Raw genomic sequence first — 24739 nt, 5'->3', positions numbered from 1 at the left:
GACCCCGGGGTCGCCTCTCTTGTCTCTGTTCGGGTGTGAACTCAGCCCAGCTTGGCGCCGTTCTCCACCGCTTGCTCGGGGATAGCCATCACTACGGCGCCATCCGGCCGGTAGAAACCGGTCAGCAGAAATTCAGACTGAAACGGCCCTATCTGTTTGGTCGGGAAGTTGACTACGGCGATGATCTGGCGGCCCACCAGCTGCTCTGGCTGGTAGAGGGCGGTGATCTGGGCACTGCTCTTTCGTATCCCCAGTTCGGGGCCAAAATCCGCCCACACCTTGTAGGCCGGTTTGCGCGCCTCGGGGAACGGCTCGACCCGCACCAGGGTGCCCACCCGGAGCTCCACCACCTCGAAATCCTGCCAGCTAATCGTCTCCATTTCGGCTCCTGTTTATCGTGCACCTTGCATGACCCGCAGCATGGCCCAAATAGAGCATCCCGTCTTCGGCGATCAGCCGTTTCGTTGCGGCAGGCGGCCGTTTTGCTGGCGCCAGAGGGACGGAGTGAGCCCGGTCTCACTCAGGAAGCGCTCGCCGAAGGCCCCCTGATTCTGGTAGCCGCAGCGGCTGGCAATCTCGCCAACGGGCAGCTGCGTGCCGGCAAGCAGGGTGCGCGCCAGCGCCATGCGCCGACTGCGAATGTAGTGGGAGACGCTCACCCCCAGTTGTTGGCGAAAGGCGAGCTTGAACTGGCTCTGGCCAAGGCAGGCGATGGCGGCGAGTTGCTGATTGGTCAGCGGGGCGGCGAGATTGGCCTCGATATGGCGCTGCACCTTGAGGATGCGAGCGGCAAGACGCGGGGTGGCTGCGCTCTGCATCCCCTGCCCTTCCGCCAGCAGGGAGAGCCACACCTGCTCCATGCCCGCCACCTGCCGCCCCTCGGCCACCATGCGGTGCAGAAAAGCGAGGTAGTGACGCTGGGGTTCATCCAGCTCGATAAAGGGGCGGGCCGCCAGATCGCCGGGCAGCGAGTCGCTCTCCTGCACCAGAAACGAAAGCGCCGGATCGGCGGCATAATCGTGCCGCTCGCCGGGAGCGATGATGCAGGCAGAACCGGGGGCAAGCCGGCGCCCCCGGCCCTGCACCTCAATCTCGAGGGGGCCGTCGAGGGGGATCACCAGCTGGGCAAAGTCGTGACTATGGCTGCAGACGTGGTGGTGATAGTGGCGCAGGCTGAATCGGGACATGGCAGATAGCAATGACGCGGCCAGGGCCGCGTCATCAGGGGTTATTCCTTGTCGAAATCTTCGATCTCTTTGCCCAGCGCTTCCATGATGGCGCGCGCTTCGGCCGGGACGCTGTCCGGTTGATCCTTGCGCAAATCTTCGTCGCAAGGGAGCGGCTGGCCGGTGAAAGCGTGCAGGAAGGCTTCACAGAGCAGCTCGCTGTTGGTCGCATGACGCAGGTTGTTCACCTGACGGCGGGTGCGCTCATCGGTCAACACTTTCAACACCTTGAGCGGGATCGAGACGGTAATCTTCTTGACCTGTTCGCTCTTCTTACCGTGTTCCGCGTAGGGGCTGACGTAGTCGCCGTTCCACTCTGTTCCCATGACTCACCTGTTCTCATTTAGCCGTGAGCGCGGATTTTAACCCTTAAGGAAATTAATGGCAATCCAACAGCAAAGCCATTTAGACGTCTAGAAGTGTTGACGGCTTTTTTAAGCTGGCGTAGTGTGGTTGACCATGAGCCCGCAATGGCGGGATGGCGCGTGGCAGCATGATGCCGGCGTGTAAAGAGACATCAAGGAGAGTGATATGACCCACAAGGCCACCCTGGCAGTTCGCACCGGGATTGAGACAGACCAGCAACACGGTGCAGTGGTGCCCCCCATCTACCTCTCCAGCAACTACACCTTTGCCGACTTTGGCGAACCCCGTCAATACGATTATGCCCGCTCCGGCAATCCGACCCGCACCAATCTGGCGGACGCGCTGGCGGCGCTGGAAGGGGGCGCTGGCGCCGTGGTCACCGGCACCGGCATGGGGGCCGTCCATCTGGTCACCACTGCACTGCTCAAGGCGGGGGATCTGCTGCTCGCCCCCCACGACTGCTACGGCGGCACCTGGCGTCTGTTTGAGTATCTGGCGGCCAAGGGCCACTACCGGGTGCAGTTTGTCGATCAGGGTGACGAGGCCGCACTGGCCGCCGCACTGGCGCAAAAGCCTGCGCTGGTATGGGTCGAGACCCCCTCCAACCCGCTGCTGCGGGTGGTGGATATCAGCGCCATTGCCAGCGCCGCCCACGAGGTGGGTGCACAGGTGGTGGTGGACAACACCTTCCTCTCCCCCCTGCTGCAACAGCCGCTCGCACTTGGTGCCGACGTGGTGGTGCACTCCACCACCAAGTACATCAACGGTCACTCCGACGTGGTGGGCGGAGTGGCGATTGCCAAGGAGGCAGCACTGGCCGAGTCGCTGGTGTGGTGGGCCAACTGTCTGGGGCTCACCTCCGGGGCGTTCGACTCCTACCTCACCCTGCGCGGCCTGCGCACTCTGGCGCCCAGATTGCGCACCCATCAGGAGAACACCGACCGCATCCTCGCCTTCCTGCAACAGCAGCCGCTGGTGAAACGCATCTATCACCCCAGCCTGTCGAGCCATCCGGGCCACGATATTGCGCGCCGTCAACAGTCCGGCTTCGGCGCCATGCTAAGTTTTGAACTCGATTGCAGCGAGGCGGGCATTCGCGCCTTCCTCGCGGCCCTCACCCTCTTCTCGGTGGCCGAGTCCCTCGGCGGGGTGGAGAGTCTGGTGGCCCATCCGGCCAGCATGACCCACAGGGCCATGACCCCGGCGGCGCAGCAGGCAGCAGGCATCAGCGCCCAGCTGCTGCGGTTGTCGGTCGGTATTGAACACGGTGAAGACCTGGTGGCCGATCTGGCTCAGGCTTTTGAACAGGCGCAGCAGGCAGAACAGGTAGCGAAGTAATGGAACAGCAGCAACAAGGAGAGATCGCGGTGGCCACAGAAGCAGGATTGAAGCGACGTCACGTCCACAAATTTGGTGGCAGCAGTCTGGCGGATCCGGTCTGTTATCGCCGGGTCGCCAGTATCGTTGAACAACAGGTGGGCGGGGATGAACTGATCGTGGTCTCCGCCGCCGGCAAGACCACCAACCGGCTGATCCAGCTGGTGGAGCTGGCCGAAGCGGGGGACGAAGCCGCCGGTGAAGCCATCTCGGCCCTGCAGGCCTATCAGCAGAGCCTGATCGACGGCCTGCTGGAGGGTGAACTGCAGCGCGATCTGAGCAAGCAGCTGGCCGACGACATGCAGCTGATAGCCAAAACGCTGGAGGGGCAGTTTGACCGCTTCGCCCGCAACGGCTTGCTCGCCTTTGGCGAAGTGTGGTCGGCGCGCCTGCTGGCGGCCCTGCTCACCAGCCGAGGCGACAACGCTATCTGGCTCGATGCCCGCAGTTTCCTGCGCGCCGAGGATGGCGCTCTGGTCAAGGTAGATACCGCCCTCTCCAGCGAACTGCTCAAGGCGCGACTGGCGGAGCATGCCGGTCGCATCGTGGTAACCGGCTTTATCGCCGCCGACATGGAGGGGCGCTCCCTGCTGCTCGGTCGCAATGGATCCGACTACAGCGCCAGCCTGTTGGCGCTGCTGGCGGACGGCGAATCCACCACCATCTGGAGCGACGTGGCCGGGGTCTACAGCGCCGACCCGCGTCGGGTGAAAGAAGCGCGTCTGCTGGAGCGCCTGAGCCTCGCGGAAGCCAACGAGCTGGCCCGTCTTGGCTCCTCGGTGCTGCACTCGCGCACCTTGCAACCGGTGGCCGACAGCCGCCAGCGCCTCACTTTGCGCTGCAGCTACAACCCGGACGAGGGCTGCACCCATATCCTGCGCCGCGCCCCCCGCTCCGGTGGCGCCCGCATCGTCTCCTCGGTGGATCAGATCGCCCTCATCGAGCTGAAGGTGCTGCCGCAGACCAACTATGAGCAGACGGTGGCCACCATCGAGGCCCATCTGGCCCGTCACCGCCTCAACCCGCTCACCCTGCAGCGCCAGCCGGATCGCCGGATCCTGCGCCTCGCCTACACCCTCGAGGTGGCACAAGGCGCCTTCGAGCTGCTGCGCGACTTCCAGCTGCAAGGGAGCTTCACTGGCCTCATCCAGAAAGAGGGGTACAGTCTGGTGGCGCTGGTCGGTGCCGGGGTCACCGACAACGCGGAGCAGTGTCACCGCTTCTATCAGCTGCTGGCAGATCAACCGCTGGAGTTCGTACAGGTGGCCCGAGATGGCCTGAGTCTGGTGGCCGTGCTGCGTCAGGTAGTGCTGGAGCCGCTGCTCATCGCCCTGCACAGCGCCCTGTTCAGCCGCCCGACCCGGGTCGGACTGGTGGTATTCGGCAAGGGCAATATCGGCGGCCACTGGCTCAGCCTCTACGCCCGTGAAAAGGCACGGCTGGAACATGAGCTCAATCTGGCGCTCACCCTCTACGGGGTATTCAGCTCGGAAGGGGGCCTGCTCGATGAAGAGGGGCTCAACCCCCTCAAGGTACAGGACAACTTCAACCCCAAACCGCTGATCTGGCCGGAGTTGCTCTCCCAGCTTGAGCAGCACGGCTTCGATGCGCTGATTGCGCTGGACATGACCGCCAGCGAAACGGTGAGCCGCTACTATCCGGATTTTGCCCAGCTCGGCATTCATATCATCGCCGCCAACAAGTTTGCCGGTGCCGCCGACAGCGAGTTCTACCAGCGCATCAAACAGACCTGCCGTGACCATCAGGTGCAGTGGCGCTACAACGCCACCGTGGGCGCCGGGCTGCCAATCCAGTCCAGCATCCAGATGCTGCGCCAGAGCGGCGACCGCATTCAGGGGGTCTCCGGCATCTTCTCCGGCACCCTCTCCTGGCTGTTCCAGCAGTATGACGGCACCCGCCCCTTCTCCGAGCTGGTGGACGAGGCGTGGCAGCACGGTCTGACCGAACCGGATCCCCGCGAAGATCTCTCCGGTCAGGATGTGCGGCGCAAGCTGCTTATTCTGGCGCGGGAAGCGGGCTTCGAGCTCGACTCCGCCGATATCGAGCTGGAGAATCTGGTGCCCGTCACGCTGCGCAAGGTGACCGCCGATCAGTTCATGGACAGACTGAAAGAGCTGGATGGCCCGATCCAGACCGCCTTCGAAGGGGCCAAGCGCCTCGGCAAGGTACTGCGCTACGTGGCCCGCTTCGAGCATGACGGCAAGGCGCGGGTCGGACTGGAGGCGCTGGAGCCCCACCACCCGTTTGCCAACCTCTTGCCGTGCGACAACATCTTCGCCATCGAGAGCGACAGCTATCGCACCAACCCGCTGGTGATCCAGGGGCCGGGGGCAGGTCGGGAAGTGACCGCCGCCGCTATCCAGTACGATCTGTGGCAGATCTGCGCCAGCCTCTAAGGCAGATTGCAAAGGGAGCAGCACCGCTCTCCCGCGCACAATAAAAAAGCCCGAGTCGATGACTCGGGCTTTTTGCTGAATGCCGCTTCGATTAGGAGAAGCAGGCCTGCAGCACGTAGAAGATGGCGATAGCCAGAATGGCACCGGCAGGCAGGGTGATGATCCAGGAGACCACGATGTTGCGCAGTACCCCCAGGTTCAGCGCCGCAATGCCGCGCGCCAGACCGACCCCCATCACAGCACCAACCAGGGTCTGGGTGGTGGAGATGGGCAGACCGGTGCCGGAGGCAATCACTACGGTCGCGGCAGTCGCCAGCTGGGCAGCAAAACCACGGCTCGGGGTCAGGTGAGTGATGCCGGTACCGACCGTCGCCATCACCTTCTCGCCCATGGTCGCCAGACCGATCACGATACCGATACCGCCAAGGGGCAGGATCCACCAGGCGATGGCAGCCTGACTGGAAATCTCGCCACCGGAAGCCACGATAGAGGCCACCGCAGAGAGCGGGCCAATAGCGTTGGCCACGTCGTTGGAGCCGTGGGCAAAGGCCATGGCACAGGCAGTGATCACCATCAGGATGCCGAACACCTTCTCCACGTTGGCGAAGTGCATCTTGCTGTCATCCTGCGGGTTGTACTTCTGACCGCGAATGTAGATCCAGCCGGCAAACGCCACTGCGATGGAGATGGCGATGGAAAGCAGAATGCCCTCGCCATCGCTCAGGTGCAGACCGACGTGGGTCAGCCCCTTCTTGATGGTCACCAGACAGATCACCAGCGCAGTCAGGAACATGTAGAACGGCACATAGCGCTTGGCGTTGTTCAGGGGATCATCGGTGTTGAAGATAAGCTTCTGCACGCTGATGAACATGAAGTAGGCGATCACACCTGAGATGGCCGGGGTGATGACCCAGGAGCCGACGATGCCGCCAAACTTGCTCCACTGCACCGCTTCCGGGCCAATGCTCACCACAGCGAAACCGACGATGGCGCCGATGATGGAGTGAGTGGTCGAGACAGGCCAGCCGAAGTAGGAGGCGAGGATCAACCAGGCGCCTGCCGCCAGCAGGGAGGCGATCATGCCGAGCACCAGCAGGTCCGGGCTATCGACAAACGCATTGCTGTCGATGATGCCGTTACGGATGGTGGCCGTCACTTCGCCACCGGCCAGATAGGCGCCGGCAAACTCGAAGATCATGGCAATGATGATCGCCTGACGGATGGTCAGGGATTTGGTGCCGACCGATGTCCCCATGGCGTTGGCTACGTCATTCGCGCCAATGCCCCAAGCCATCAAAAAGCCGAACAAGGCCGCCACGAGCACCAGAGTGGTGCCGTAATTCGCGATAATGTCCATTAGTAGTGTTTACCCAGTCAGTCGATTACGAACGAGCCAGCATCAGTTCCAGACGGGCGCCTACGCGCTCGGCCTGATCTGCCAGGTCACCTACCCATTCGAGGATCTTGTAAAGGAACATCACATCGATCGGATTGTAATTGTGCTCAACCGCTTGCAGCTGTTGGCGCAGTCCGATCTGCATGGTGTCTGTATCGTCCTCGATCAGATCCAGCTGGTGGATCATCTCGGCAACCATTTCCACTTCCCGTCCTTTGAAGCCGGTCTCGAGCAGCTCATCGAGCTCCCCGATCGCTTTCTCGGCCTGAGCGGTCGCATCAATACAACGTTTGAGGTAAGCCATGAAATCCGTCCGCATTTCGGCGGGGAACTCCATGCGACGACCAAGCATGCGGCCGGAGATATCCTTGGCACGGTTGGCAATCTTGTCTTGCTGGGTCAACAGCTCCAGCAGGTCGGTACGTGCAACCGGCAGGAACAGGCCGCGAGGCAGTTTCAGACGGATTTCACGCTTGAGGGTATCTGCCTCTTTTTCCAGTTGGGCGATCTGCTGCCGGATCTTCTCGGCATCTTCCCAACGGTCTTCGGCAACGGCGTCAAAGAAGGGAACCAACTGCTGAGAGCACTGGTGAACCTTGACGATATGCTTCTGCAGCGGCTTGATGGGGGACTTGGCAAAAAGCCCCAAAATAGTATTTACTGGCATGGCCAAACCTGTGTCGGTGAAAAAACACTCGATACGATTTTATGAGGCGCGCATGGTAACCGAACTGCGCCCTCAATTAAACCGCGAATTAATCTAGTCGTCTCGCGGGCATTATATCCCCGCGACCCGAATCCTGCCCCCCAAAGTTGCCTGCCAGCCCGGAATGACTATGCAAACTGAGATCGAGATAAAGTTTTTTGTCGCCAGCGACATTCAACCCGAGTTATCCAACCTGCTGAATTCTCTTGAGATTAAAGAATCGTCACAACAGCAGCTCGGCAACGTCTATTTCGATACGCCGACCTTGGCTCTGCGCCAACTGGATATGGGGTTGCGCATTCGCCGCTGCGACGCCTTCGCCGAACAAACCATCAAATGCCGCGGCCAGGTGGTGGGCGGCCTGCACGCCAGACCCGAGTACAACGCCCCTGTCAGCGGCGATCTGCCGACCCTCTCGGCCTTTCCCGATGAAATTTGGCCGACCCTGACCGAGCGTGACCACATTCAGCAGCAGCTGGTCGCCCAGTTTCGCACCGACTTCCTGCGCCGCCACTGGCTGATCGTCTTCGAGGGGGCCGAGATTGAGCTGGCCTGGGATCAGGGAGAGATAGTCGGCAGTCAGGGCAACACCACCATCAACGAGCTGGAACTGGAGCTCAAATCAGGCGCTACCGCGGCGCTGTTTGCACTGGCCCGGCGCCTTGCCAGGATCGGCGGGCTGCGCCTTGGCGCCCAATCCAAGGCCCAGCGCGGCTATCGACTGGCCGGGCTCGGCAAACCGCTGGCTCTGCAGGCGCTGGTCGAACATGAAGGTATGGATGGCATAACGAGGGTAAGCGAAGGGCTGCGTCACTGGCAGCATCACGAGCAGCTCTGGCTGGAGCATCCGCAGGATGAAGATGCTCAACAGCAGGCACTCGCGGCCCTGTGCCAGGGGATCGATCTGGTCGCCCGCAGTGCGGCCGCGCTGCCACAACCCGCACCTTGGCTGCCAGCATTGACCAACCTGCAAGCCGATCTGCAAGCCCAGTCGGGCGAGCAAAACGAGTGGCCTGCCGAACTGGCCGATCTCTTCCTCTATCCGGCGTATGTCGAGTTGCAGCTGGCCATCGCCGCATGGCTGCATCACGCAGCCTGAGTAGGGCGATATCGTAAATAAAGGCCAGAAAAGCCGAAAACAAAACGGGTGAGCCTTGGCTCACCCGTTTTGCATTACAGCAGGTTGAGCTGCTGCATGGCGCTGCGAATGCGCTCGCGGGTCGCTTCCGACAGCGGCATCACCGGCAGGCGACACTCCTCGCTGCAGAAACCGAGCAGGGAAGCGGCATATTTGGCACCGGCCGGGCTCGGCTCGGCAAACATCGCCTGATGAAGCGGAATCAGCTTGTCTTGCAGTTCGCGTGCTTCTTGCCACTTGCCCGCCAGCGTGAGGTTCTGCACCTCGGCTACCAGCTTGGGGGCCACGTTGGCAGTCACCGAGATACAGCCCTGACCGCCGCCGATGTTGTAAGCAACCGCAGTGGCATCCTCACCGGAGAGCCAGGCGAAGGGCTTTTTGATCAGCTGGCGCTCGGTCCAGGGGCGCGCCAGATCGCCGGTGGCATCTTTCACCCCGGCAATGCGCGGCAGCTCGGCCAGACGGGCCAGGGTCGCGGGCTGCACGTCGACGATGGCGCGCGGCGGGATGTTGTAGACGATGATCGGCTTGGCGGTGGCATCGTGTACCGCCTTGAAGTGGTGGTAGAGCCCCTCCTGATTGGGACGGTTGTAGTAACCTGCCACATGCAGGGTGGCATCGGCCCCCACCCGCTCGGCATGGAGGGTGTACTCGATGGCTTCGACCGGATTGTTGGAACCCGCTCCGGCAATCACCGGAATGCGACCAGCGACCTGCTTGACCACCAGCTCCACCACCCGGCAGTGCTCGTCATGGGTCAGGGTCGGACTTTCCCCCGTGGTGCCCACCGGCACAATGCCGTGAGTGCCCTGCTCGATATGCCACTCCACCAGACGCAGCAGCGCCTCTTCATCCAGCTTTCCCTGTCGAAACGGGGTGATCAACGCAACGATTGAACCTTGAAACATGGGATCTCCTTCTCCTAAATGACGCGCATATGGCAATAAAAAAACCCCGGTACGATGTGCGCAACCGGGGTTTGAAGCTTCTCAGGGATGAGAGGTTACGCGCGAACGTCGGCAGGCCCGAATTTCAGGCTTTTTTTGTGCTTTCGTTTCAACCCGTTGAACCGCATTTCGTCATCTCTGGTCAAAAAATGGTGTCTGGGCATATTTCGGGAACACGGCATAAATGTCAAGGCGAAAGGGGCTATGTATAATGGCCGCCCAAAATTGCGTGGAGAGACCCGATGAGCAGCCCTATCAGCGCCGTCAGCCAGATGCTGGAACGAAACCAAGCCCTCTTTGTCGGCAAGCGGCTACTTGTCTGTGGCGCGCTGGAGGATGACTACCCCCGCCAGCTGGCGAGCCTGGCCCGGACCCTGACCGTCTTTACCACCGATTACTGCTACTACCGCAGCCAGCAGGCCGCCCTCGGCGAGGCTATCCTGTTCGACCACCAGCTCGGTGGCGCCCCCCGCTTCGATGCCCTGTTGCTGCTGATGCCCAAGGCCAAGGCTGAGGCACAATATCTGCTGGCCATGATGACCCCCTTGCTGGAAGCGGGTGCCGATCTGTTCCTCGCCGGTGAAAACCGCGGCGGCATCAATGGCGCCGACAAGCTACTGGCCCCCTATGGCGAAAAGCCGATCAAACGTGACTCGGCGCGCCGCTGCTCGCTCTATCATGGCGAGCTGAGCAAACCGGTCGCCCCGTTCGATCTGGATAGCTGGTTTGGCCGCTACCAGTGCAAGGCCGGTGATACCGAGCTGACCGTGCTGGCACTGCCCGGCGTCTTCAGCGCCGCCGAGCTGGATCTCGGCACCCAGATGCTGCTGGCCGCCGTGCCACCGATGACGGGCGAATTGCTCGATTTCGGCTGCGGCGCCGGGGTAATTGGGTCCGTGCTGGCCAAGCGCAATCCGGATCTGCGGGTCAACATGGTGGATATCAGCGCGCTGGCGCTCGAATCGAGCCGCCGCACCCTGGCGATCAACGGTCTGCAGGGCAAGGTCACCGCTTCCGATGTCTATTCGGATATCTCCACCCGTTTCCAGCACATCGTCTCCAACCCGCCATTCCATGCGGGTCTCAAAACCTTCTATGCGGCGACCGAGCAGTTCCTGGCCAAGGCACCTGAATTTTTGCTGCCAAATGGTTCGCTGACCATTGTTGCCAACGCCTTCTTGCGCTACCAGCCTATACTGGAGACACACTTCAAACGGACTGAAGTGATCAGCAGTGATGCCAAATTCAAGGTCTATCTGAGCAAAATGTAAATAAGTGTAAGCTGCACAATAAAACAGCTAGAGAGCGCCATCCGGCATCTGATAAGGTATTAAGCACACGATAAAAACCACCCCTTTAGGGGTGTTTTTATACCGAACATTGAAAACCTTTTCATGTTGTTCATTCAGGGAGAGAAATACGATGGCAGGCATTTTGACCATGATCCTGGCTGGTGGCGAAGGTACTCGCCTGCAGCCTCTGACCACCACCCGCAGCAAGCCTTCCGTCCCCTTCGGTGGCAGCTACCGGCTGATCGACTTTGTCCTCAACAACTTCGTCAACGCCGACTTTCTGCGCATCTATGTACTGACCCAATTCAAATCACAGTCCCTCTACCTGCACATGAAGAAGGGGTGGAATATCGTCGGCATCACCGACCGCTTTATCGATCCCATCCCGGCCCAGATGCGAATGGGCAAACGCTGGTATGACGGCACCGCCGACGCCATTTACCAAAACCTCGGCTTTATCGAGCGGGCCGAACCGGATCACGTCTGCATCTTCGGCTCCGACCACATCTACAAGATGGATGTGAGCCAGATGGTCACCTTCCACAAGCAGAAGAACGCCGCCATGACGGTCGCGGCCCTGCGCATGCCCATCGAAGAGGCGAGCGCCTTCGGGGTGATCGAGGTGGATACCGAAGGGCGGATGATCGGCTTTCAGGAAAAGCCGAAGCAGCCCAAGCACATTCCCGGCGATCCGACCCAGGCGCTGGTCTCCATGGGCAACTACATCTTCGAGACCGATGCCCTCTGCCGCGAGTTGAAGCGGGATGCCGCCGAGGAGAACTCCAGCCACGACTTTGGCAAGGATGTGATCCCGAGCCTCTACCCACGTGCCCCCGTCTATGTCTATGACTACAGCACCAACGTCATCCCCGGCGAGAAACCGCACGTCTACTGGCGGGATGTGGGCACCCTCGACTCTTATTGGCAAGCGCACATGGACCTGGTGGCCGACAATCCCCCCTTCTCCCTCTATAACCGCAAGTGGCCCCTGCACACCCACTATCCGGCACTGCCACCGGCCACCTTCATCGACAGCGACGAGTGCAAGGTGAAGATCGCCAACTCGCTGATCTCCGCCGGTTGCTTCATTCAGGGCAGCCAGATCCAGCGATCCATCCTTGGTTTCCGCTGCAATATCGGCGCGTGCAGCCATATCAGTGAATCCGTGTTGCTGGGGGATGTGAAGATTGGCGAAGGGTGCTCCATCCGGCGCGCCATCATTGATAAAAACGTTGAAATTGCGCCAGGCACCGTTATCGGTGAAAATCTGGACCACGATAGAGAGCGATTTACCGTATCCGAAGGCGGTATCGTGGTGGTACCTAAGGGAGCAAGAGTTGGCTATTAACCCACTGAAAATCCTGTTTGTTGCCTCGGAAGTTGAGGGGCTGGTCAAAACCGGGGGCCTGGCCGATGTCGCCAGAGCCCTGCCGATGTACCTGGCCCAGAAGGGACATGATGTCAGGATCATGTTGCCCTTCTACAAGACGATAAAGCGACGGGATGAGGCCAGACTGGTTGCGTCACGCTGGCTGCCAACCCACCCCGGGCTGCCGGATATCGGTTATCGCATCTACCAGATGGAGCTGGATGGCGTCTGCGTCTATCTGCTCGACTGCCCGCAATATTTCGATCGTCCCCAGCTCTACGCCGAGAACAATCAGGCCTATCCGGATAATGGCGAGCGCTTTGCCTTCTTCTCGGCCGCGGCCCTCCATGCCTGCGAGCAGCTCGGCTTTGCCCCGGATATCGCCCACTGCAATGACTGGCACACCGGCCTGCTGCCACTGCTGCTGAAAACCCGTCACGCCCACAACCCCTTCTTCCAGCAGACCCGCAGCGTGATCAGCATTCACAACGCGGCGTTTCAGGGGGTGTTTGGCCGCGAGCAGTTCTGGGCCATGCCCGAGATCGCCGACTACGAACGCCGCATCAACTACGACTACGGCCACGTCAATCTGCTCAAATGCGGGGTGCTCTACGCCGACAAGATCAATGCGGTCAGCCCCAACTATGCCCAGGAGCTGCTGACTCACCTCGGCGCCCACGGCATGGCGCATATCTTCCAGCAACGGGCGGCGGATCTCTGCGGCATCCTCAACGGCTGCGACTACAAGGACTGGGATCCTGAGTTCGACGAATTCCTGCCTGCGACCTACAGCATCGACAACATGGCTGGCAAACAGCTCTGCAAAGAGAGCCTGCAACAGGAGGCGGGGCTGGCCGTGGCGGACTTGCCCATCTACGGCATGGTTTGCCGCCTGACCGAGCAGAAGGGCGTTCCCCTGCTGCTTCCTGCGCTGGAGAAATTCCTCCACCATCAGGTACAAGTGGTGATCGTCGGCTCTGGCGATCCAGCGCTCGCCACGCAACTGCAAACCATGGCCCGGGATTATCCGGGCAAGCTCGCCTTCATCAACACCTATGACGATCGGCTGGCTCATCTGGTCGAAGCCGGTGCCGACTTCTTCCTGATGCCCTCTCTGTTCGAGCCTTGCGGCCTCAACCAGATGTACAGTCTCGCCTATGGCACCCTGCCACTGGTGCGAGCCGTGGGTGGTCTGAAAGATACCGTGGTGGATTGGGATGCGGATCCCGAGCATGCCACCGGCTTCTGCTTCAACGATCCGACTGCCGCCATCCTGCTCGATACCATGCGCCGCAGCCTGCTCTATTTCCTGCAGGACAAAGAGCGTTTTACCAAGGTGCAGCGCAATGCCATGAGCACCCGCTTCAACTGGCCTGACTCGGTCACCCAGTATGAACGGATGTATCAGAGCGCATTGGGCCGTTACTGAACGCCAAACGTCAGCTGATTGCTGAAGTTTTGTACCCTTGGCGCCACTTTGGGCGTCAACAGCGAAAAAAGTCCCCTTTGGCTGTTGACGCTCCCCCAAAACTCTATAGAATCCCCCTCCGCAGTGATGCGAAGGTGGCGGAATTGGTAGACGCGCTAGCTTCAGGTGTTAGTGTCCCACGGATGTGAGGGTTCGAGTCCCTCTCTTCGCACCAATACTGCCATGCTGATTCAGCAGCATGTAAATCCAACTAGAAAACCCGAATGTGCGAAGGTGGCGGAATTGGTAGACGCGCTAGCTTCAGGTGTTAGTGCCCCCCGGGTGTGAGGGTTCGAGTCCCTCTCTTCGCACCATGCTTCTCCAGACAGCATGTAAATCAAAACTGGTAACACAATGTGCGAAGGTGGCGGAATTGGTAGACGCGCTAGCTTCAGGTGTTAGTGTCCCACGGATGTGAGGGTTCGAGTCCCTCTCTTCGCACCATGCTTTATCCAGACAGCATGTAAATCCAGACTGGAAACCCGAATGTGCGAAGGTGGCGGAATTGGTAGACGCGCTAGCTTCAGGTGTTAGTGCCCCCCGGGTGTGAGGGTTCGAGTCCCTCTCTTCGCACCATGATTCTGACATGTAAACACAGAGCAATGCGCTCCAACCGCATTTAAAAACCAGCTGGAGAAAATCAGTGTGCGAAGGTGGCGGAATTGGTAGACGCGCTAGCTTCAGGTGTTAGTGTCCCACGGATGTGAGGGTTCGAGTCCCTCTCTTCGCACCATTCATTACGCAAAAGGCCCATCACGAAAGTGATGGGCCTTTTGTTTTTACTCCTTGTTATGGCTATGCTTTTGACGACTCACCGCTCATCGTCATGCCAAGGAACGCATATGATACTGGATACCGACATTCACAACTTTTACGAACATCTGGTGCTCAAGGAGATTGAGAAACAGGGGCTGCAGCAAAAGCTCAACAGCGATCAGATGGCCGACCTCTGCTGCCTCACCCTCAACCAGCTTCCGGCCCACTATATTCGCCACAATGTCGACATGATCTACTTCCTGACCGACGCCAAGCGCACCGAAATGGAGAAGCTGGTGGTCGAATCGCTCAAGGTGGCACAGCAGAAGATCAAGCAGGCTCCCGTCAAAAGCTCATAACCAGGGCTGCTGCCAGAGCAGGGTAACGATGCCGGTCAACCCGGCCACTGGCAGCAAGATCAAGGCGGGCCGCAATCCGGGCTCCAGCATCACCCAGGCAGCCAGCAGAAAACCTACACTCCAGGTGCCGTACTCTTTATCCTGACCCCATGCGAGTACGGCCACCGCCACCAGCAACATCATCCCCCGCAATATCCAGCGCATTATTTTCTCCCCAATCAACAATTGATAATAATTATCATCTTCATCTACTGGGGATGCAAGTGGCGTCACAGGCAAGCTTCGTATGTGACCCTTTGTGTCAACAGGCCGCTCAAAAACGGGTTATGAGATCAACTAATTTGTGATTTTTTCAATCAAATGTGCATTTTTGCCAATTTGATGGGGCTTTAACCCGCCGGGTTTGTGGTAGATTGCGGCCTCTTTTTGGGTTGCCTCCTCGGGATCGATGTATCCACAGGACGAGAGGGAGTGACCTTGGCGAGCAAGAGTTTAGGAAGTATCTATGCAAAACCAACAAAACCACATCCGACTACCGGGCATGGCACAGGTGTTTGCCTGTCTGGCCATTTTCCTGGCCCTGGCATTCTCGTTCACCAGCGTGCTCGATCTGCCGATCCAGCTGGCGTTGTTCATCGCCTGGTTCGTCATCATGGGGCTTGGCATCAAACTCGGCCACGATTACAAATCCCTGGAACAGGCAGCCGTTGACGGCGTTGCCAAGGGAATGGGGGCCATCCTGATCCTGGTCTCCGTCGGTGCCCTGGTCGGCACCTGGATTGCTGGCGGCATAGTCCCCAGCATCATCTACTTCGGCCTCAAGGTGATCCACCCGTCCATCTTCCTGCTGGCAACCCTGATCATCTGCTCCCTGACCTCGCTGGCCACCGGCACCTCCTGGGGCTCTGCCGCCACCGCCGGTATCGCCATGATGGGGATCGGCCACAGTCTCGGCGTGCCTGCGCCGCTGGTAGCCGGTGCCGTGCTCTCCGGCGTCTACTTCGGTGACAAGCTCTCTCCGCTCTCCGACTCAGTAGTGCTGGCTTCGACCATGTCCAACGTCGACGTGGTGGAGCATATCAAGGGGATGCTGCCTATCAGCCTGCTCTCCTATGTCATCACCGCCGTGCTGTTCACCGTGGTGGGTATGCAGTATTCGGGTAATGTCAGCCTGGAGCAGGTCAATCTGGTGATGGAGGCTCTCGACAACCAGTTCAATATCACCCCGCTGGCCATAGTGCCGGTGGTGCTGGTGCTGGGGCTGTTGGCCAATCGCAAGCCCGCCTTCCCGGTGATCAGCTTCGGCGCCCTGCTGGGCCTGATCTGGGCCATCGCCTTCCAGGGCATGGATCCGGTCAAGGCGATGCACTCGGCTTATAGTCCGTTTGCCATCACCTCCGGCATCGACTTTATCGACAACATTCTCGGTCGCGGCGGCATGGAGTCCATGCTGGGCTCGGTCGCGGTCATCATCTTCGGTCTCGGGTTTGGCGGCCTGCTGGAGAAGGTCGGCATTCTGGAAGTGATCGCCAGCGCCTTCGAGAAGCGCATCAACAGCGTCGGCAGCCTGACCAGCCACACCATCGGCACTGCGTTTCTGGCCAACGTGTTTGGATCGGCCATGTATGTGTCGCTGATCCTGACCCCCAAGATCATGGCCAAGAACTACGACCGACTGGGACTGGCACGCAAGAACCTCTCTCGCAACGCCGAGTTTGGCGGCACCCTCACCTGCGGCATGGTGCCCTGGAGCGACAACGGCATCTTCATGGCCGGGGTGCTGGGGGTGGCAACCCTCGACTACCTGCCTTACATGTGGCTGAGCTTCACCTGCATCATTGTGACCATCACCCTCGCCTACATGGGCAAGGCAGTGAACCGGATCCCGCTGGTCGCGGCGGCAAGCTCCCGCTAAGCCATTCTGCAAACAAAAAAGGCGCCATCGAGGCGCCTTTGTTGTTTCAGAGAAATGCTGTTTGATGGAGCACACTGAGCACCACAAACAAAAACAGCCCTCGTTGCCGAGAGCCGTTTCATCAGACCGATACGCCGATCAGATGGAGAAGCTGGAGCCACAGCCACAGGTCGTGGTGGCATTGGGGTTGGTCACGGTGAAGCGTGAACCTTCCAGACCCTCGGTGTAATCCACACTGCCGCCTACCAGATACTGCAGGCTCATGGGATCGATCACCATGGTGACGCCATTCTTCTCGACTACGGTGTCCCCGTCGTTGATCTTCTCATCAAAGGTAAAGCCATACTGGAAACCGGAGCAGCCCCCACCCGTGATGTATACCCGCAGCTTCAGCTCGGGATTCTCTTCCTCGGTGATCAGGTTCTTCACCTTGTTGGCCGCCGCATCCGTCATCTGGATGGGCAGCGGGGCTTCTGCTACTGCACTCATTACTGACCTCACAACCATTAGATCCACAAACATGGAAACCGCGAAATTATCCAATACCCGACCATTCAGTTCAAGTATTCACCACGTTTAACCGGCCGCGGGAACCGGAGCAGGCGGTGCGGCGACCAGCGGCTTGATCACCTCGCCCCACTCAACCAGCAGCTCTTGCGCCGGTTGCCTGCCATCCTTGTTGATGGTGACACGGATCCGATCCGGCACAAAGCCTTCCGGCAACTGCCAATTCCCTTCCAGCAACTGGAAATAACGCAGGGCATAACGCCACTCGCTCACCTTCATTCCGAGATCGCGACCGGTCAGCGTCTTCGGCTTGTCAGCCAGGCTCCCCTCGACCCGGATCTGCACCTGACCACGAAACAGCTCCCGCTTCTTGGCGGGCTGGGTCAGGGCGAGACGGTAGTGGTAACGACCGGGAATGCTGGTCTCCTGCAGAGTCAGGTTGTCGATCACCACCCCCACCTGTTCGCCGGTGGGGCGCATGATCCGCTCGAAAAAGGCCAGCTGGCGCTTGAGCTCCTGCACCTGCGCCTCCTGACTCTTCAGGGTGGTCTGCAACTGCTCAAAGGCCGCTTTCTGGGTCGCCAGCTGGGTATCTTTCACCCCCAATTCGGTCTTGAGCTGGCCGATGGCCTTGCCCTGACGATCCAGCGTCTCCTGCTGTACCACCAACAGACTGCTCTGGGCCAGCTCCTGACGGTTCCCGACAAAGTAACCGATGAGCCCGCCAACGGCTAACACGACCAATAACTTCAATAGATTGGACATAGCCCCTCATCCCGTTATTACGCCATTTACGGCAGCGCCTCTCCCTTCACTATACCGCCCTGACCGGGGCCAAAGGCGATAAAGGGAAAAATTAACTGGCCGTGGCGCTGCCATCACCTCGCTTTTGACGCGCAGCGAGCCGTAAAGTTCGCTCCAGGATCTGGGAATAGATGGGCCGGCCACCCAGCCACTGGGCAACCAGAGTCGCCCCGACCGTGGTAATCATCATCGGCAGGATCAGCTGATAGTTGTCGGTCATCTCGGTGACCAGCACGATACCGGTGATAGGGGCACGCACGGTGGCAGCAAACAGCGCCCCCATTCCGGCGATGGCAAAGGCGCCGGGCTCGATGCCAAGCTCCGGAAACGCCGCATGAAACAGATGGCCGAACACCACGCCAAACAGGGTGCCCAATGCCAGGGTCGGCGCAAACACCCCGCCCGGGGCACCGGAGCAGAAGCAGATGAGGGTCGCGACCAGCCGCACCGAAAAGATGAGGAACAGGGTCGCCATCGCATACTCATCCCCCATCAGATGGGGAATAAGCTCGGTGCCGCCCCCCGTCACCGCGGGAGCAAACAGCGACAGCACGCCAAACGTTCCGGCGACCAGCATGCCGATGGCCACAAAACGGTGGCGCTTGTTCTGGTGCAACGCCAGATAGCCATCCTGACAGGCCAGCACCAACTTGTTGAAGACAAAACCGAGCACCCCGAAGGTGGCTCCCATAAAAAGGAACAGCCAGAGCGCCTTGAGGGCTGGCGCATCGTAGTGAGGCAAGGTGATCACCGCCCCCTGCCCTTTCATGTTCTGCAACATCAAGGTCGCCATGATGGCGGAGATCCCCACCGCCTTGATGGCCAGAAAGGAGTAGCGAAACTGCGGTCGCATCTCCTCCATCACGAACAGGATACCTGCCAGCGGCGCATTGAAGGCTGCCGCCAGACCGCCCGCCGCACCGGCGGCCAACAGGGCGTGACCATGCTCCTTGGGCAACCGGAAGATATCCGCCACCATCTTGCCGAGGTTGCCGCCGATCTGTACCGAAGGCCCCTCCCGCCCCAGCACCATACCGGAGCTCAGGGTACAGATGCCGCCGAAGAACTTGACCGGCAACACTCGCCACCACCGCACCGGGCGCAGCTCGTCCATCGCCCCCTCGATCTCGGGAATGCCGGAGCCGCCCGCTTCCGGGGCAAAGGTATGAGTGAGGAAGTAGCCGACAAATCCCAGCAAGGCGCTGAAGCCAAAGCCAAGCAGACCGAGCTGCCACCAGGGACGGTCTGCCAGCAAGGCGATACGTTGTTCTGCCAGCCAGTGGACTCCTGATTCGAACAGGCCGCACACCAGTCCGGCCAGGGTGCCGACCAGCGCCGCTAGCAGCAGCACCAGCAAGGGCATCTTGTCTTGCCGGATAATGCGGGAAAGCGGCCCCCGCGCAGAGGTATCGGCTTCAGAGGAGAGAGCTTGTTGCGCCATCTTGTTACACCAACTTGGAAAAACCATATCGTCAGCTAGCTGAGATCAGGATCACCCGGCGCGTTGCTCGGCTGCCCAGGGCTGGGGCTTTCTGCTATAGTCGGCCCGTTAAATTTTTGTCACGGGAGCAGACCGAGAGTCCGGGTGGCGAGAGCGCAAAGCATACTCCTGATGCTCCGGCCTGCCGAGTCTCAATCGGCTGCAATCCCTTGTGTGACGACCAAAATCCCATTAAGGATGATCCATGTCAAAATCAGATCAGCTGTTTGAACAGGCCCGCCAGACCATTCCGGGCGGCGTCAACTCACCGGTCCGCGCCTTCAATGGGGTCGGCGGCACGCCCCGCTTCATCGATCACGCCGATGGCGCCTATCTCTATGATGTGGATGGTCAGGCCTACGTGGATTACATCGGCTCCTGGGGGCCCATGCTACTGGGTCACAACCACCCGGCCATCAAGGCCGCCGTCATCAAGGCGGTGGAAAAAGGGCTGAGCTACGGCGCACCGACCGAGATCGAAGTGCTGATGGCCGAGAAAGTGCGCCAGATCGTCCCCTCCATGGAGCAGGTGCGGATGGTCAACTCCGGCACCGAAGCCACCATGAGCGCCATCCGTCTGGCCCGTGGCTACACCGGCCGCGACAAGATCGTCAAATTCGAGGGCTGCTACCACGGCCACGCCGACTCCCTGCTGGTCAAAGCCGGTTCCGGCGCCCTGACCCTGGGCCAACCCAACAGCCCGGGCGTACCGGCCGATTTCGCCAAACACACCCTGACCTGCGTCTTCAACGATCTGGATTCGGTGCGTGAAGCCTTCACCCAGTACGGCAACGAGATCGCCTGTATCATCGTCGAGCCGGTCGCTGGCAACATGAACTGCATCCCGCCGGTCCCGGGCTTCCTGGAAGGGCTGCGCGCCATCTGTGACGAGTTCGGCGCTCTGCTGATCCTGGACGAGGTGATGACCGGCTTCCGCGTCTCCCTGCGCGGCGCTCAGGGCCACTACAACATCGACCCGGATCTCACCACCCTTGGCAAGATCATCGGTGCTGGCATGCCGGTGGGCGCCTTCGGCGGCAAGAAGAAGGTGATGCAGCACATCGCCCCGACTGGCCCTGTCTATCAGGCGGGTACTCTCTCCGGCAACCCAGTGGCCATGGCGGCCGGTCTGACCATGCTGGACTTGCTGCTGGAGCCGGGCCTCTATGAGCAACTGAGCGCCAAGACTGCACGGGTTGCAGAAGGGCTGAAAGCGGCCGCGGCCAAGCATGGCATTCCGCTCGCCATCAACTATGTGGGCGGCATGTTCGGCTTCTTCTTCACCGACGAACCAGAAATTACCCGCTACGAGCAGGTCACTCGCTGCGACATGGAACGCTTCAAGCGCTTCTACCACCTGATGCTGGAAGAGGGTGTCTATCTGGCACCGAGCGCCTACGAGGCGGGCTTCCTGTCGCTGGCTCATGGCGACAAGGAGATTGAACACACCCTGGCTGCCGCCGAGCGCAGCTTCGCCAAGCTGGCAGGCTAAATCGCCGCCGGTTGTCGCAAAGGGCCCGTCATGGGCCCTTTTCTATCGAAGTGCCTCCATCATCACGCAGGGCGGCAATACGCCCAGTTCTGGTGCATTCCCCCCTCGTCATCCGTCGCTTTGTCATCCTCTGGTGCAACCTGCTCCGCCATCCCTGTCATAAAGCAGGCCCACTATTTGCACATCCGCAACAGAGCCCACGTCACCGAGGTCCATATGGCAGAGATGAGCCCCATCGATGTGCTGCGGCGCTATCAGGAGTATCAGGAGGAGTTGACCCCGCTACTGCAGGGGCTGCTCAGCGCCCCCCTTGTCTCGCTCAAGGGGTATCCCTTTATCGTCAGCATTGACCATTATCAGGGGCCGATGTGCATCCAGCCTGCGGCACCGGCCGCCCATAACCGGTTGCACCTTATCGTGCAGGGGCAAGGACGGGAGATCACCGTCTGTCTGAATCAGCTGATTGGCTGGTTGATGGGGGACAGGGAGCGCCGCCGCGCCATGCCCTGGTTCAAGGCGGTCTATGTGGTGCTCAGCATGGCGCTGTTTCTCATCGTCGCCACCCTGATCTGGCACGGGCTGGAGCAGCTCTACCAGCTGTTGTGCGGCGAGCAGCAGAACCAGCTCGGCGCCTTTAGCGCCATTATCTTCCTGACGCTGGCACTGGCGGTGTTCGATCTGGGCAAGACCATTCTGGAAGAGGAGGTACTGCTGCATAAGGATATCTTCCGCCACAGCGCCATTCGCCGCACCATCACCCGCTTTATCGCCGCCATTCTGATCGCGGTCTCCATCGAGGGACTGTTGCTGCTGTTCAAGGGTTCGCTCGGCCAGAGCGAGCTGCTCTGGCCTGCGGTCGGGGTGATGGGGTGTGCGGTGGGTTTGCTGCTGGCGCTTGGCCTCTATGTCTTTCTGGGGGCCAAGGCCGAAGCGGCACTGGTACAGGCTAGCCTGCGCTCTCCACCGTCAACTGCACAGGGGAGCGACGCGTCGCCCGCCAGGAGGCGTACATGGTCCAAGAGGTATAGATGACGATAAAGGCAACCAGCCACTTCAGCATCTCCATATCCATGGATTTGACCAGCATGGCGGCCAGCACCACACCGATGGGACCGAAGATGGCTACCGCCAGCACCGCCTTGGCATCAAACGCCCCTTTGCGGATAAAGGTGCCTGCGGAGAAGACGCTAAGCACGGCGGTGGAGCCCATCATGATGGGAAATGCCGCCAGCGGGTTCATCCCCAGCAGATAAACCAGCGTCATGCAGGGGGCAAACAGGCCGATACCGACATTCATCAATACCCCGAAGATGAAGTTGCCAAGCAGGGCGATCGCCAACTTGTAGCCGCTAAGCCCCATCGCATCGCCGCCTACAGGGAAAAGCCCCAGCAGACCGGCAAAGATAAGCCCTGCGACGACCAGTAAGGAGATAGCCATCACCAACCGGATGGTCTGCCGATCAAACGAGGCCACATGACGAGCGCCCCAGGCAGCGCCCGCTGCGGCGGCCATCATCATGCTGATCAGCGTCAGCGGCTCCACTGCGACTGCGCCGACGAAGATCAGCGACTGAGTCACGGTTGGCAGCACGCACTGCCCATTTAGGGTACCCGGCAGCACCCGATCATCGATCAGCTTGAACTGCTTGTAGCAGGCGGTCTTTACCGCAAAGCTGCCCACCCCCAGGGTATCGAGGAAGTTGGCAACCCCACCGATCAACGCCACCGGCCAGAAGGGGGTCGTCTCAAAGGATCCACTCTGCTTCTTCCGCCAGCAGGCTTGTACCAGCATAAAGATGAATACGAGGCCTCCGGCTATAAAAACCAGCCGCAAAATATCAACTAACATAGGGGTTTCTCCTGCAACGGGCGGCGATTCTAAGGCAAGCAGCAGAAAAAATCTTGACCGGAATTAAGCAATGCTCACGACACGCCTCTGCGAGGCGAAATATTTATCAATAGACTCCGAACGACTCTGCTAATACTTGTTACTGAGGCCAACAGGCCGGGTCCTGAGCACGTTGTTATGGTCCTTTCGCGACGACCACTTGTGCCAAAGGACATAATAAAAAAGAGGGCCGGTAGTGATACCGACCCTCTTTCTATTTCTGACCGAGGCGCTGGGCCCTCGACCATAACAACCGCTTATTGAATGCTCTTGCCGGCGCGCACGTCCTTGATAAACCCCTTCAGGCTGGCCAAATCACGGGGGGCACCGCGCAGGATCTGATCACCGATGATGAAGGCCGGGGTACCGGAGATACCGAGCGCTTCAGCCAGCGCACGGTTGGTACCGAGGTTCTGGTCAATGCTGCCATCCTTGATCTTGGCCTCCACCTTGCTCCAGTCCACACCGGCCGCCACAGCCAACTGCTTGACCTGTGCTTCATCAGCGAGCGGGCCCTGATGGGTATAGAGCCTCTCGTGGAACGCCTGGTACTTGTCAGGCTGACCCAGTTGCACCGCCAGCGCAGCGCGGGCGGCGAAGTAGGAGGACTCGCTCAGAATGGGGAACTGCTTGTAGATGTACCGGATGTCTTTGTCTTCCGCCATCAGCTGCTTGACCAGCGGATGGGCCCGCTTGCAGTAACCGCAGTTGTAATCGAAAAACTCCACAATGGTCAGCGACGCCTTCGGATTCCCCATCTCGGGATCCTGATTGGCATAAAGCTGCTTGGAGTGAGCCTTGATCAGCGCCTTGTCACTCTCGGCCTGCTGGCTCTCCTGCTTGGCACGCAGGGCATTGGACATCTCGACCAGGATCTCGGGATTCTTGACCAGATAGTCGCGAACGATTTGCTCGACATCGCTTTTGGTCAGCTCACTTGCATGTACCGGCGTCGCCAGCAGGGTCACGCCAGCCAGCGCGCAAAACAGGGCATTTTTAATAGTCATAACGTTATCTTGCAGAGGATATGATAGAGGCCACTATAGTGGTTGAGTCTGTTTTCAAGTCAAGTTATCTGGCCAAAAAAGCGCTTGATGCGCCCTGATTGCCACTTTTTCATGTCATTTCGCGCAATTAACCAGCAATCAAACCGGACAGGGATTTACAAGCCGGATCAGCATGGTAATATTCGCCGCACTGCTGCGGAGGGGTGGCAGAGCGGCTGAATGCACCGGTCTTGAAAACCGGCGATGGGCGACCATCCGTGGGTTCAAATCCCACCTCCTCCGCCATTCATACCGAGCCCATGCAACCATGTTGCGTGGGCTTTTTATTTGCCTGCAATTTGCCACTCCTCATAGATCTCAACAACGACCCAACGCAGCGACCACGGCTCCAGCATGTTGCTACCGCCAATAACCCCTCTTCTAAATAAAGTCAGGGCCAGTTAACACAGTCATAGAAAAGCAGGGACTATGGAGCCGCGGCTTAAAAAAGAGGGGACGGCTAACTCAGGAAGCCTAGACCCAAAGCAAGAGATCATGATGTATAGGCGATCATGGGATGCACGGGATATGACGACGCCAGAGCCACCGTACAAAGCGACAGCGGTTCAGCGAAGAAGAGTACCAAGCGGAACATCAGACTATTTGTGGAACCTGAAAATAGCGACGAGTAACAATAAGAACAGAGGAGAAGAGATAAGATGGGTCAATTATCAGGTAGCGTGCTGATTTTCAGGCAATAAAAAACCCCGCTCGATGAGCGGGGTTCTTAACTTGGGTGCCTGGCAGTGTCCTACTCTCGCATGGCGAATGCCACACTACCATCGGCGCT

Annotated in this window: 22 protein-coding genes and 6 tRNA genes; 16 read left to right on the top strand and 12 right to left on the bottom strand. The window is 59.7% G+C overall.

Translation table 11 applies throughout. From position 1 onward, the window contains the following. Window positions 1–41: 41 nt before the first annotated feature. The 3 genes from AB5Z05_RS20515 to metJ all read right to left on the bottom strand — a co-directional run bounded on the left by AB5Z05_RS20515 (window position 42) and on the right by metJ (window position 1552). Window positions 42–380, bottom strand: a complete 339-nt coding sequence (locus AB5Z05_RS20515) for a tRNA-binding protein (protein WP_267512390.1) — start codon at window positions 378–380, stop codon at window positions 42–44. Window positions 381–452: 72 nt separating this feature from the next. After that, window positions 453–1187: a helix-turn-helix domain-containing protein gene (locus AB5Z05_RS20510; RefSeq protein WP_368152889.1), complete on the bottom strand. Its 735-nt coding sequence runs from the start codon at window positions 1185–1187 to the stop codon at window positions 453–455. A 41-nt stretch (window positions 1188–1228) separates the two neighbouring features. Continuing rightward, complete coding sequence (gene metJ / locus AB5Z05_RS20505; protein ID WP_005340251.1) at window positions 1229–1552, bottom strand: met regulon transcriptional regulator MetJ; 324 nt, start codon at window positions 1550–1552, stop codon at window positions 1229–1231. Window positions 1553–1757: 205 nt separating this feature from the next. Between metJ and metB the strand changes: the two genes are divergently transcribed. Next, entirely contained in the window at window positions 1758–2930 is a 1173-nt protein-coding gene (gene metB, locus AB5Z05_RS20500; RefSeq protein WP_139494965.1) for a cystathionine gamma-synthase, read from the top strand. Then, complete coding sequence (locus AB5Z05_RS20495; RefSeq protein WP_368152888.1) at window positions 2930–5386, top strand: bifunctional aspartate kinase/homoserine dehydrogenase II; 2457 nt, start codon at window positions 2930–2932, stop codon at window positions 5384–5386. Before metB ends, AB5Z05_RS20495 begins: the two co-directional genes overlap by 1 nt. A gap of 91 nt (window positions 5387–5477) precedes the next feature. Here the strand turns inward: AB5Z05_RS20495 and AB5Z05_RS20490 are convergent, their stop codons facing one another. After that, window positions 5478–6743 carry an inorganic phosphate transporter gene (locus tag AB5Z05_RS20490; protein ID WP_005343043.1) on the bottom strand — a complete coding sequence of 422 codons (1266 nt, stop codon included), beginning with the start codon at window positions 6741–6743 and terminating at the stop codon, window positions 5478–5480. A 25-nt stretch (window positions 6744–6768) separates the two neighbouring features. Then, window positions 6769–7449 (bottom strand): TIGR00153 family protein, encoded by a 681-nt coding sequence (locus AB5Z05_RS20485; RefSeq protein WP_005340244.1) that lies wholly within the window; start codon window positions 7447–7449, stop codon window positions 6769–6771. A 169-nt stretch (window positions 7450–7618) separates the two neighbouring features. Here AB5Z05_RS20485 and AB5Z05_RS20480 point away from each other — a divergent pair, with 169 nt between their 5' ends. After that, entirely contained in the window at window positions 7619–8587 is a 969-nt protein-coding gene (locus tag AB5Z05_RS20480; RefSeq protein ID WP_368152887.1) for an inorganic triphosphatase, read from the top strand. 74 nt (window positions 8588–8661) lie between these two features. On the opposite strand, the gene dapA is transcribed toward AB5Z05_RS20480, so the two are convergent. Beyond that, on the bottom strand, window positions 8662–9534 hold the full coding sequence (dapA, locus tag AB5Z05_RS20475; protein WP_043820620.1) for a 4-hydroxy-tetrahydrodipicolinate synthase: 873 nt from the start codon (window positions 9532–9534) through the stop codon (window positions 8662–8664). A 281-nt stretch (window positions 9535–9815) separates the two neighbouring features. On the opposite strand from dapA, the gene rsmC reads away from it, so the two are divergent. The 9 genes from rsmC to AB5Z05_RS20430 all read left to right on the top strand — a co-directional run bounded on the left by rsmC (window position 9816) and on the right by AB5Z05_RS20430 (window position 14817). Then, window positions 9816–10844, top strand: a complete 1029-nt coding sequence (rsmC, locus tag AB5Z05_RS20470; RefSeq protein WP_323892841.1) for a 16S rRNA (guanine(1207)-N(2))-methyltransferase RsmC — start codon at window positions 9816–9818, stop codon at window positions 10842–10844. Between the two features lie 151 nt (window positions 10845–10995). Further along, window positions 10996–12213, top strand: coding sequence for a glucose-1-phosphate adenylyltransferase (gene glgC / locus AB5Z05_RS20465; RefSeq protein ID WP_005340236.1), 1218 nt, complete (start codon window positions 10996–10998; stop codon window positions 12211–12213). Next, window positions 12203–13663 carry a glycogen synthase GlgA gene (gene glgA / locus AB5Z05_RS20460; protein WP_368152886.1) on the top strand — a complete coding sequence of 487 codons (1461 nt, stop codon included), beginning with the start codon at window positions 12203–12205 and terminating at the stop codon, window positions 13661–13663. Before glgC ends, glgA begins: the two co-directional genes overlap by 11 nt. A gap of 128 nt (window positions 13664–13791) precedes the next feature. Then, window positions 13792–13877, top strand: a tRNA-Leu gene (locus AB5Z05_RS20455). A gap of 53 nt (window positions 13878–13930) precedes the next feature. Next, window positions 13931–14016 (top strand) — tRNA-Leu (locus AB5Z05_RS20450). 44 nt (window positions 14017–14060) lie between these two features. Continuing rightward, window positions 14061–14146, top strand: a tRNA-Leu gene (locus AB5Z05_RS20445). 46 nt (window positions 14147–14192) lie between these two features. Continuing rightward, window positions 14193–14278, top strand: a tRNA-Leu gene (locus tag AB5Z05_RS20440). Between the two features lie 71 nt (window positions 14279–14349). Continuing rightward, window positions 14350–14435, top strand: a tRNA-Leu gene (locus AB5Z05_RS20435). 109 nt (window positions 14436–14544) lie between these two features. Next, the gene (locus tag AB5Z05_RS20430) at window positions 14545–14817 is read left to right on the top strand and encodes a late competence development ComFB family protein (protein ID WP_005343036.1); all 273 of its coding nucleotides are present in this window, start codon (window positions 14545–14547) and stop codon (window positions 14815–14817) included. Here the strand turns inward: AB5Z05_RS20430 and AB5Z05_RS20425 are convergent. Further along, window positions 14812–15021, bottom strand: a complete 210-nt coding sequence (locus AB5Z05_RS20425; RefSeq protein ID WP_005343034.1) for a hypothetical protein — start codon at window positions 15019–15021, stop codon at window positions 14812–14814. The two genes, AB5Z05_RS20430 and AB5Z05_RS20425, sit on opposite strands and share 6 nt — an antisense overlap. A gap of 301 nt (window positions 15022–15322) precedes the next feature. Here AB5Z05_RS20425 and nhaC point away from each other — a divergent pair, with 301 nt between their 5' ends. After that, window positions 15323–16732, top strand: a complete 1410-nt coding sequence (gene nhaC / locus AB5Z05_RS20420) for a Na+/H+ antiporter NhaC (protein ID WP_005357819.1) — start codon at window positions 15323–15325, stop codon at window positions 16730–16732. Between the two features lie 138 nt (window positions 16733–16870). Here nhaC and erpA read toward each other — a convergent pair whose 3' ends face one another. The 3 genes from erpA to clcA form a co-directional block, all read right to left on the bottom strand. Next, window positions 16871–17221: an iron-sulfur cluster insertion protein ErpA gene (gene erpA / locus AB5Z05_RS20415; protein WP_005340225.1), complete on the bottom strand. Its 351-nt coding sequence runs from the start codon at window positions 17219–17221 to the stop codon at window positions 16871–16873. Between the two features lie 87 nt (window positions 17222–17308). Then, window positions 17309–18004 (bottom strand): DUF6776 family protein, encoded by a 696-nt coding sequence (locus AB5Z05_RS20410; protein ID WP_005343032.1) that lies wholly within the window; start codon window positions 18002–18004, stop codon window positions 17309–17311. Between the two features lie 91 nt (window positions 18005–18095). After that, window positions 18096–19484 carry a H(+)/Cl(-) exchange transporter ClcA gene (gene clcA / locus AB5Z05_RS20405; protein WP_216947906.1) on the bottom strand — a complete coding sequence of 463 codons (1389 nt, stop codon included), beginning with the start codon at window positions 19482–19484 and terminating at the stop codon, window positions 18096–18098. Between the two features lie 244 nt (window positions 19485–19728). Between clcA and hemL the strand changes: the two genes are divergently transcribed. Continuing rightward, window positions 19729–21015 carry a glutamate-1-semialdehyde 2,1-aminomutase gene (hemL, locus tag AB5Z05_RS20400; RefSeq protein WP_368152885.1) on the top strand — a complete coding sequence of 429 codons (1287 nt, stop codon included), beginning with the start codon at window positions 19729–19731 and terminating at the stop codon, window positions 21013–21015. A 216-nt stretch (window positions 21016–21231) separates the two neighbouring features. Further along, window positions 21232–22047 carry a hypothetical protein gene (locus AB5Z05_RS20395; protein ID WP_368152884.1) on the top strand — a complete coding sequence of 272 codons (816 nt, stop codon included), beginning with the start codon at window positions 21232–21234 and terminating at the stop codon, window positions 22045–22047. On the opposite strand, the gene AB5Z05_RS20390 is transcribed toward AB5Z05_RS20395, so the two are convergent. Continuing rightward, window positions 21962–22864, bottom strand: a complete 903-nt coding sequence (locus tag AB5Z05_RS20390) for a sulfite exporter TauE/SafE family protein (RefSeq protein ID WP_346213300.1) — start codon at window positions 22862–22864, stop codon at window positions 21962–21964. The genes AB5Z05_RS20395 and AB5Z05_RS20390 overlap by 86 nt on opposite strands. A gap of 296 nt (window positions 22865–23160) precedes the next feature. Beyond that, on the bottom strand, window positions 23161–23910 hold the full coding sequence (locus AB5Z05_RS20385) for a DsbA family protein (RefSeq protein WP_139741511.1): 750 nt from the start codon (window positions 23908–23910) through the stop codon (window positions 23161–23163). A 197-nt stretch (window positions 23911–24107) separates the two neighbouring features. Between AB5Z05_RS20385 and AB5Z05_RS20380 the strand changes: the two genes are divergently transcribed. Next, window positions 24108–24195, top strand: a tRNA-Ser gene (locus AB5Z05_RS20380). The last annotated feature ends 544 nt before the right edge of the window (window positions 24196–24739 follow it).

The sequence above is a fragment of the Aeromonas sp. R2-4 genome (assembly GCF_040908365.1).
Classification (GTDB): domain Bacteria; phylum Pseudomonadota; class Gammaproteobacteria; order Enterobacterales; family Aeromonadaceae; genus Aeromonas; species Aeromonas veronii.
The sequence above is the reverse complement of the archived record's forward strand: the minus strand, read 5'-3'. Positions and strand labels throughout refer to the sequence as shown.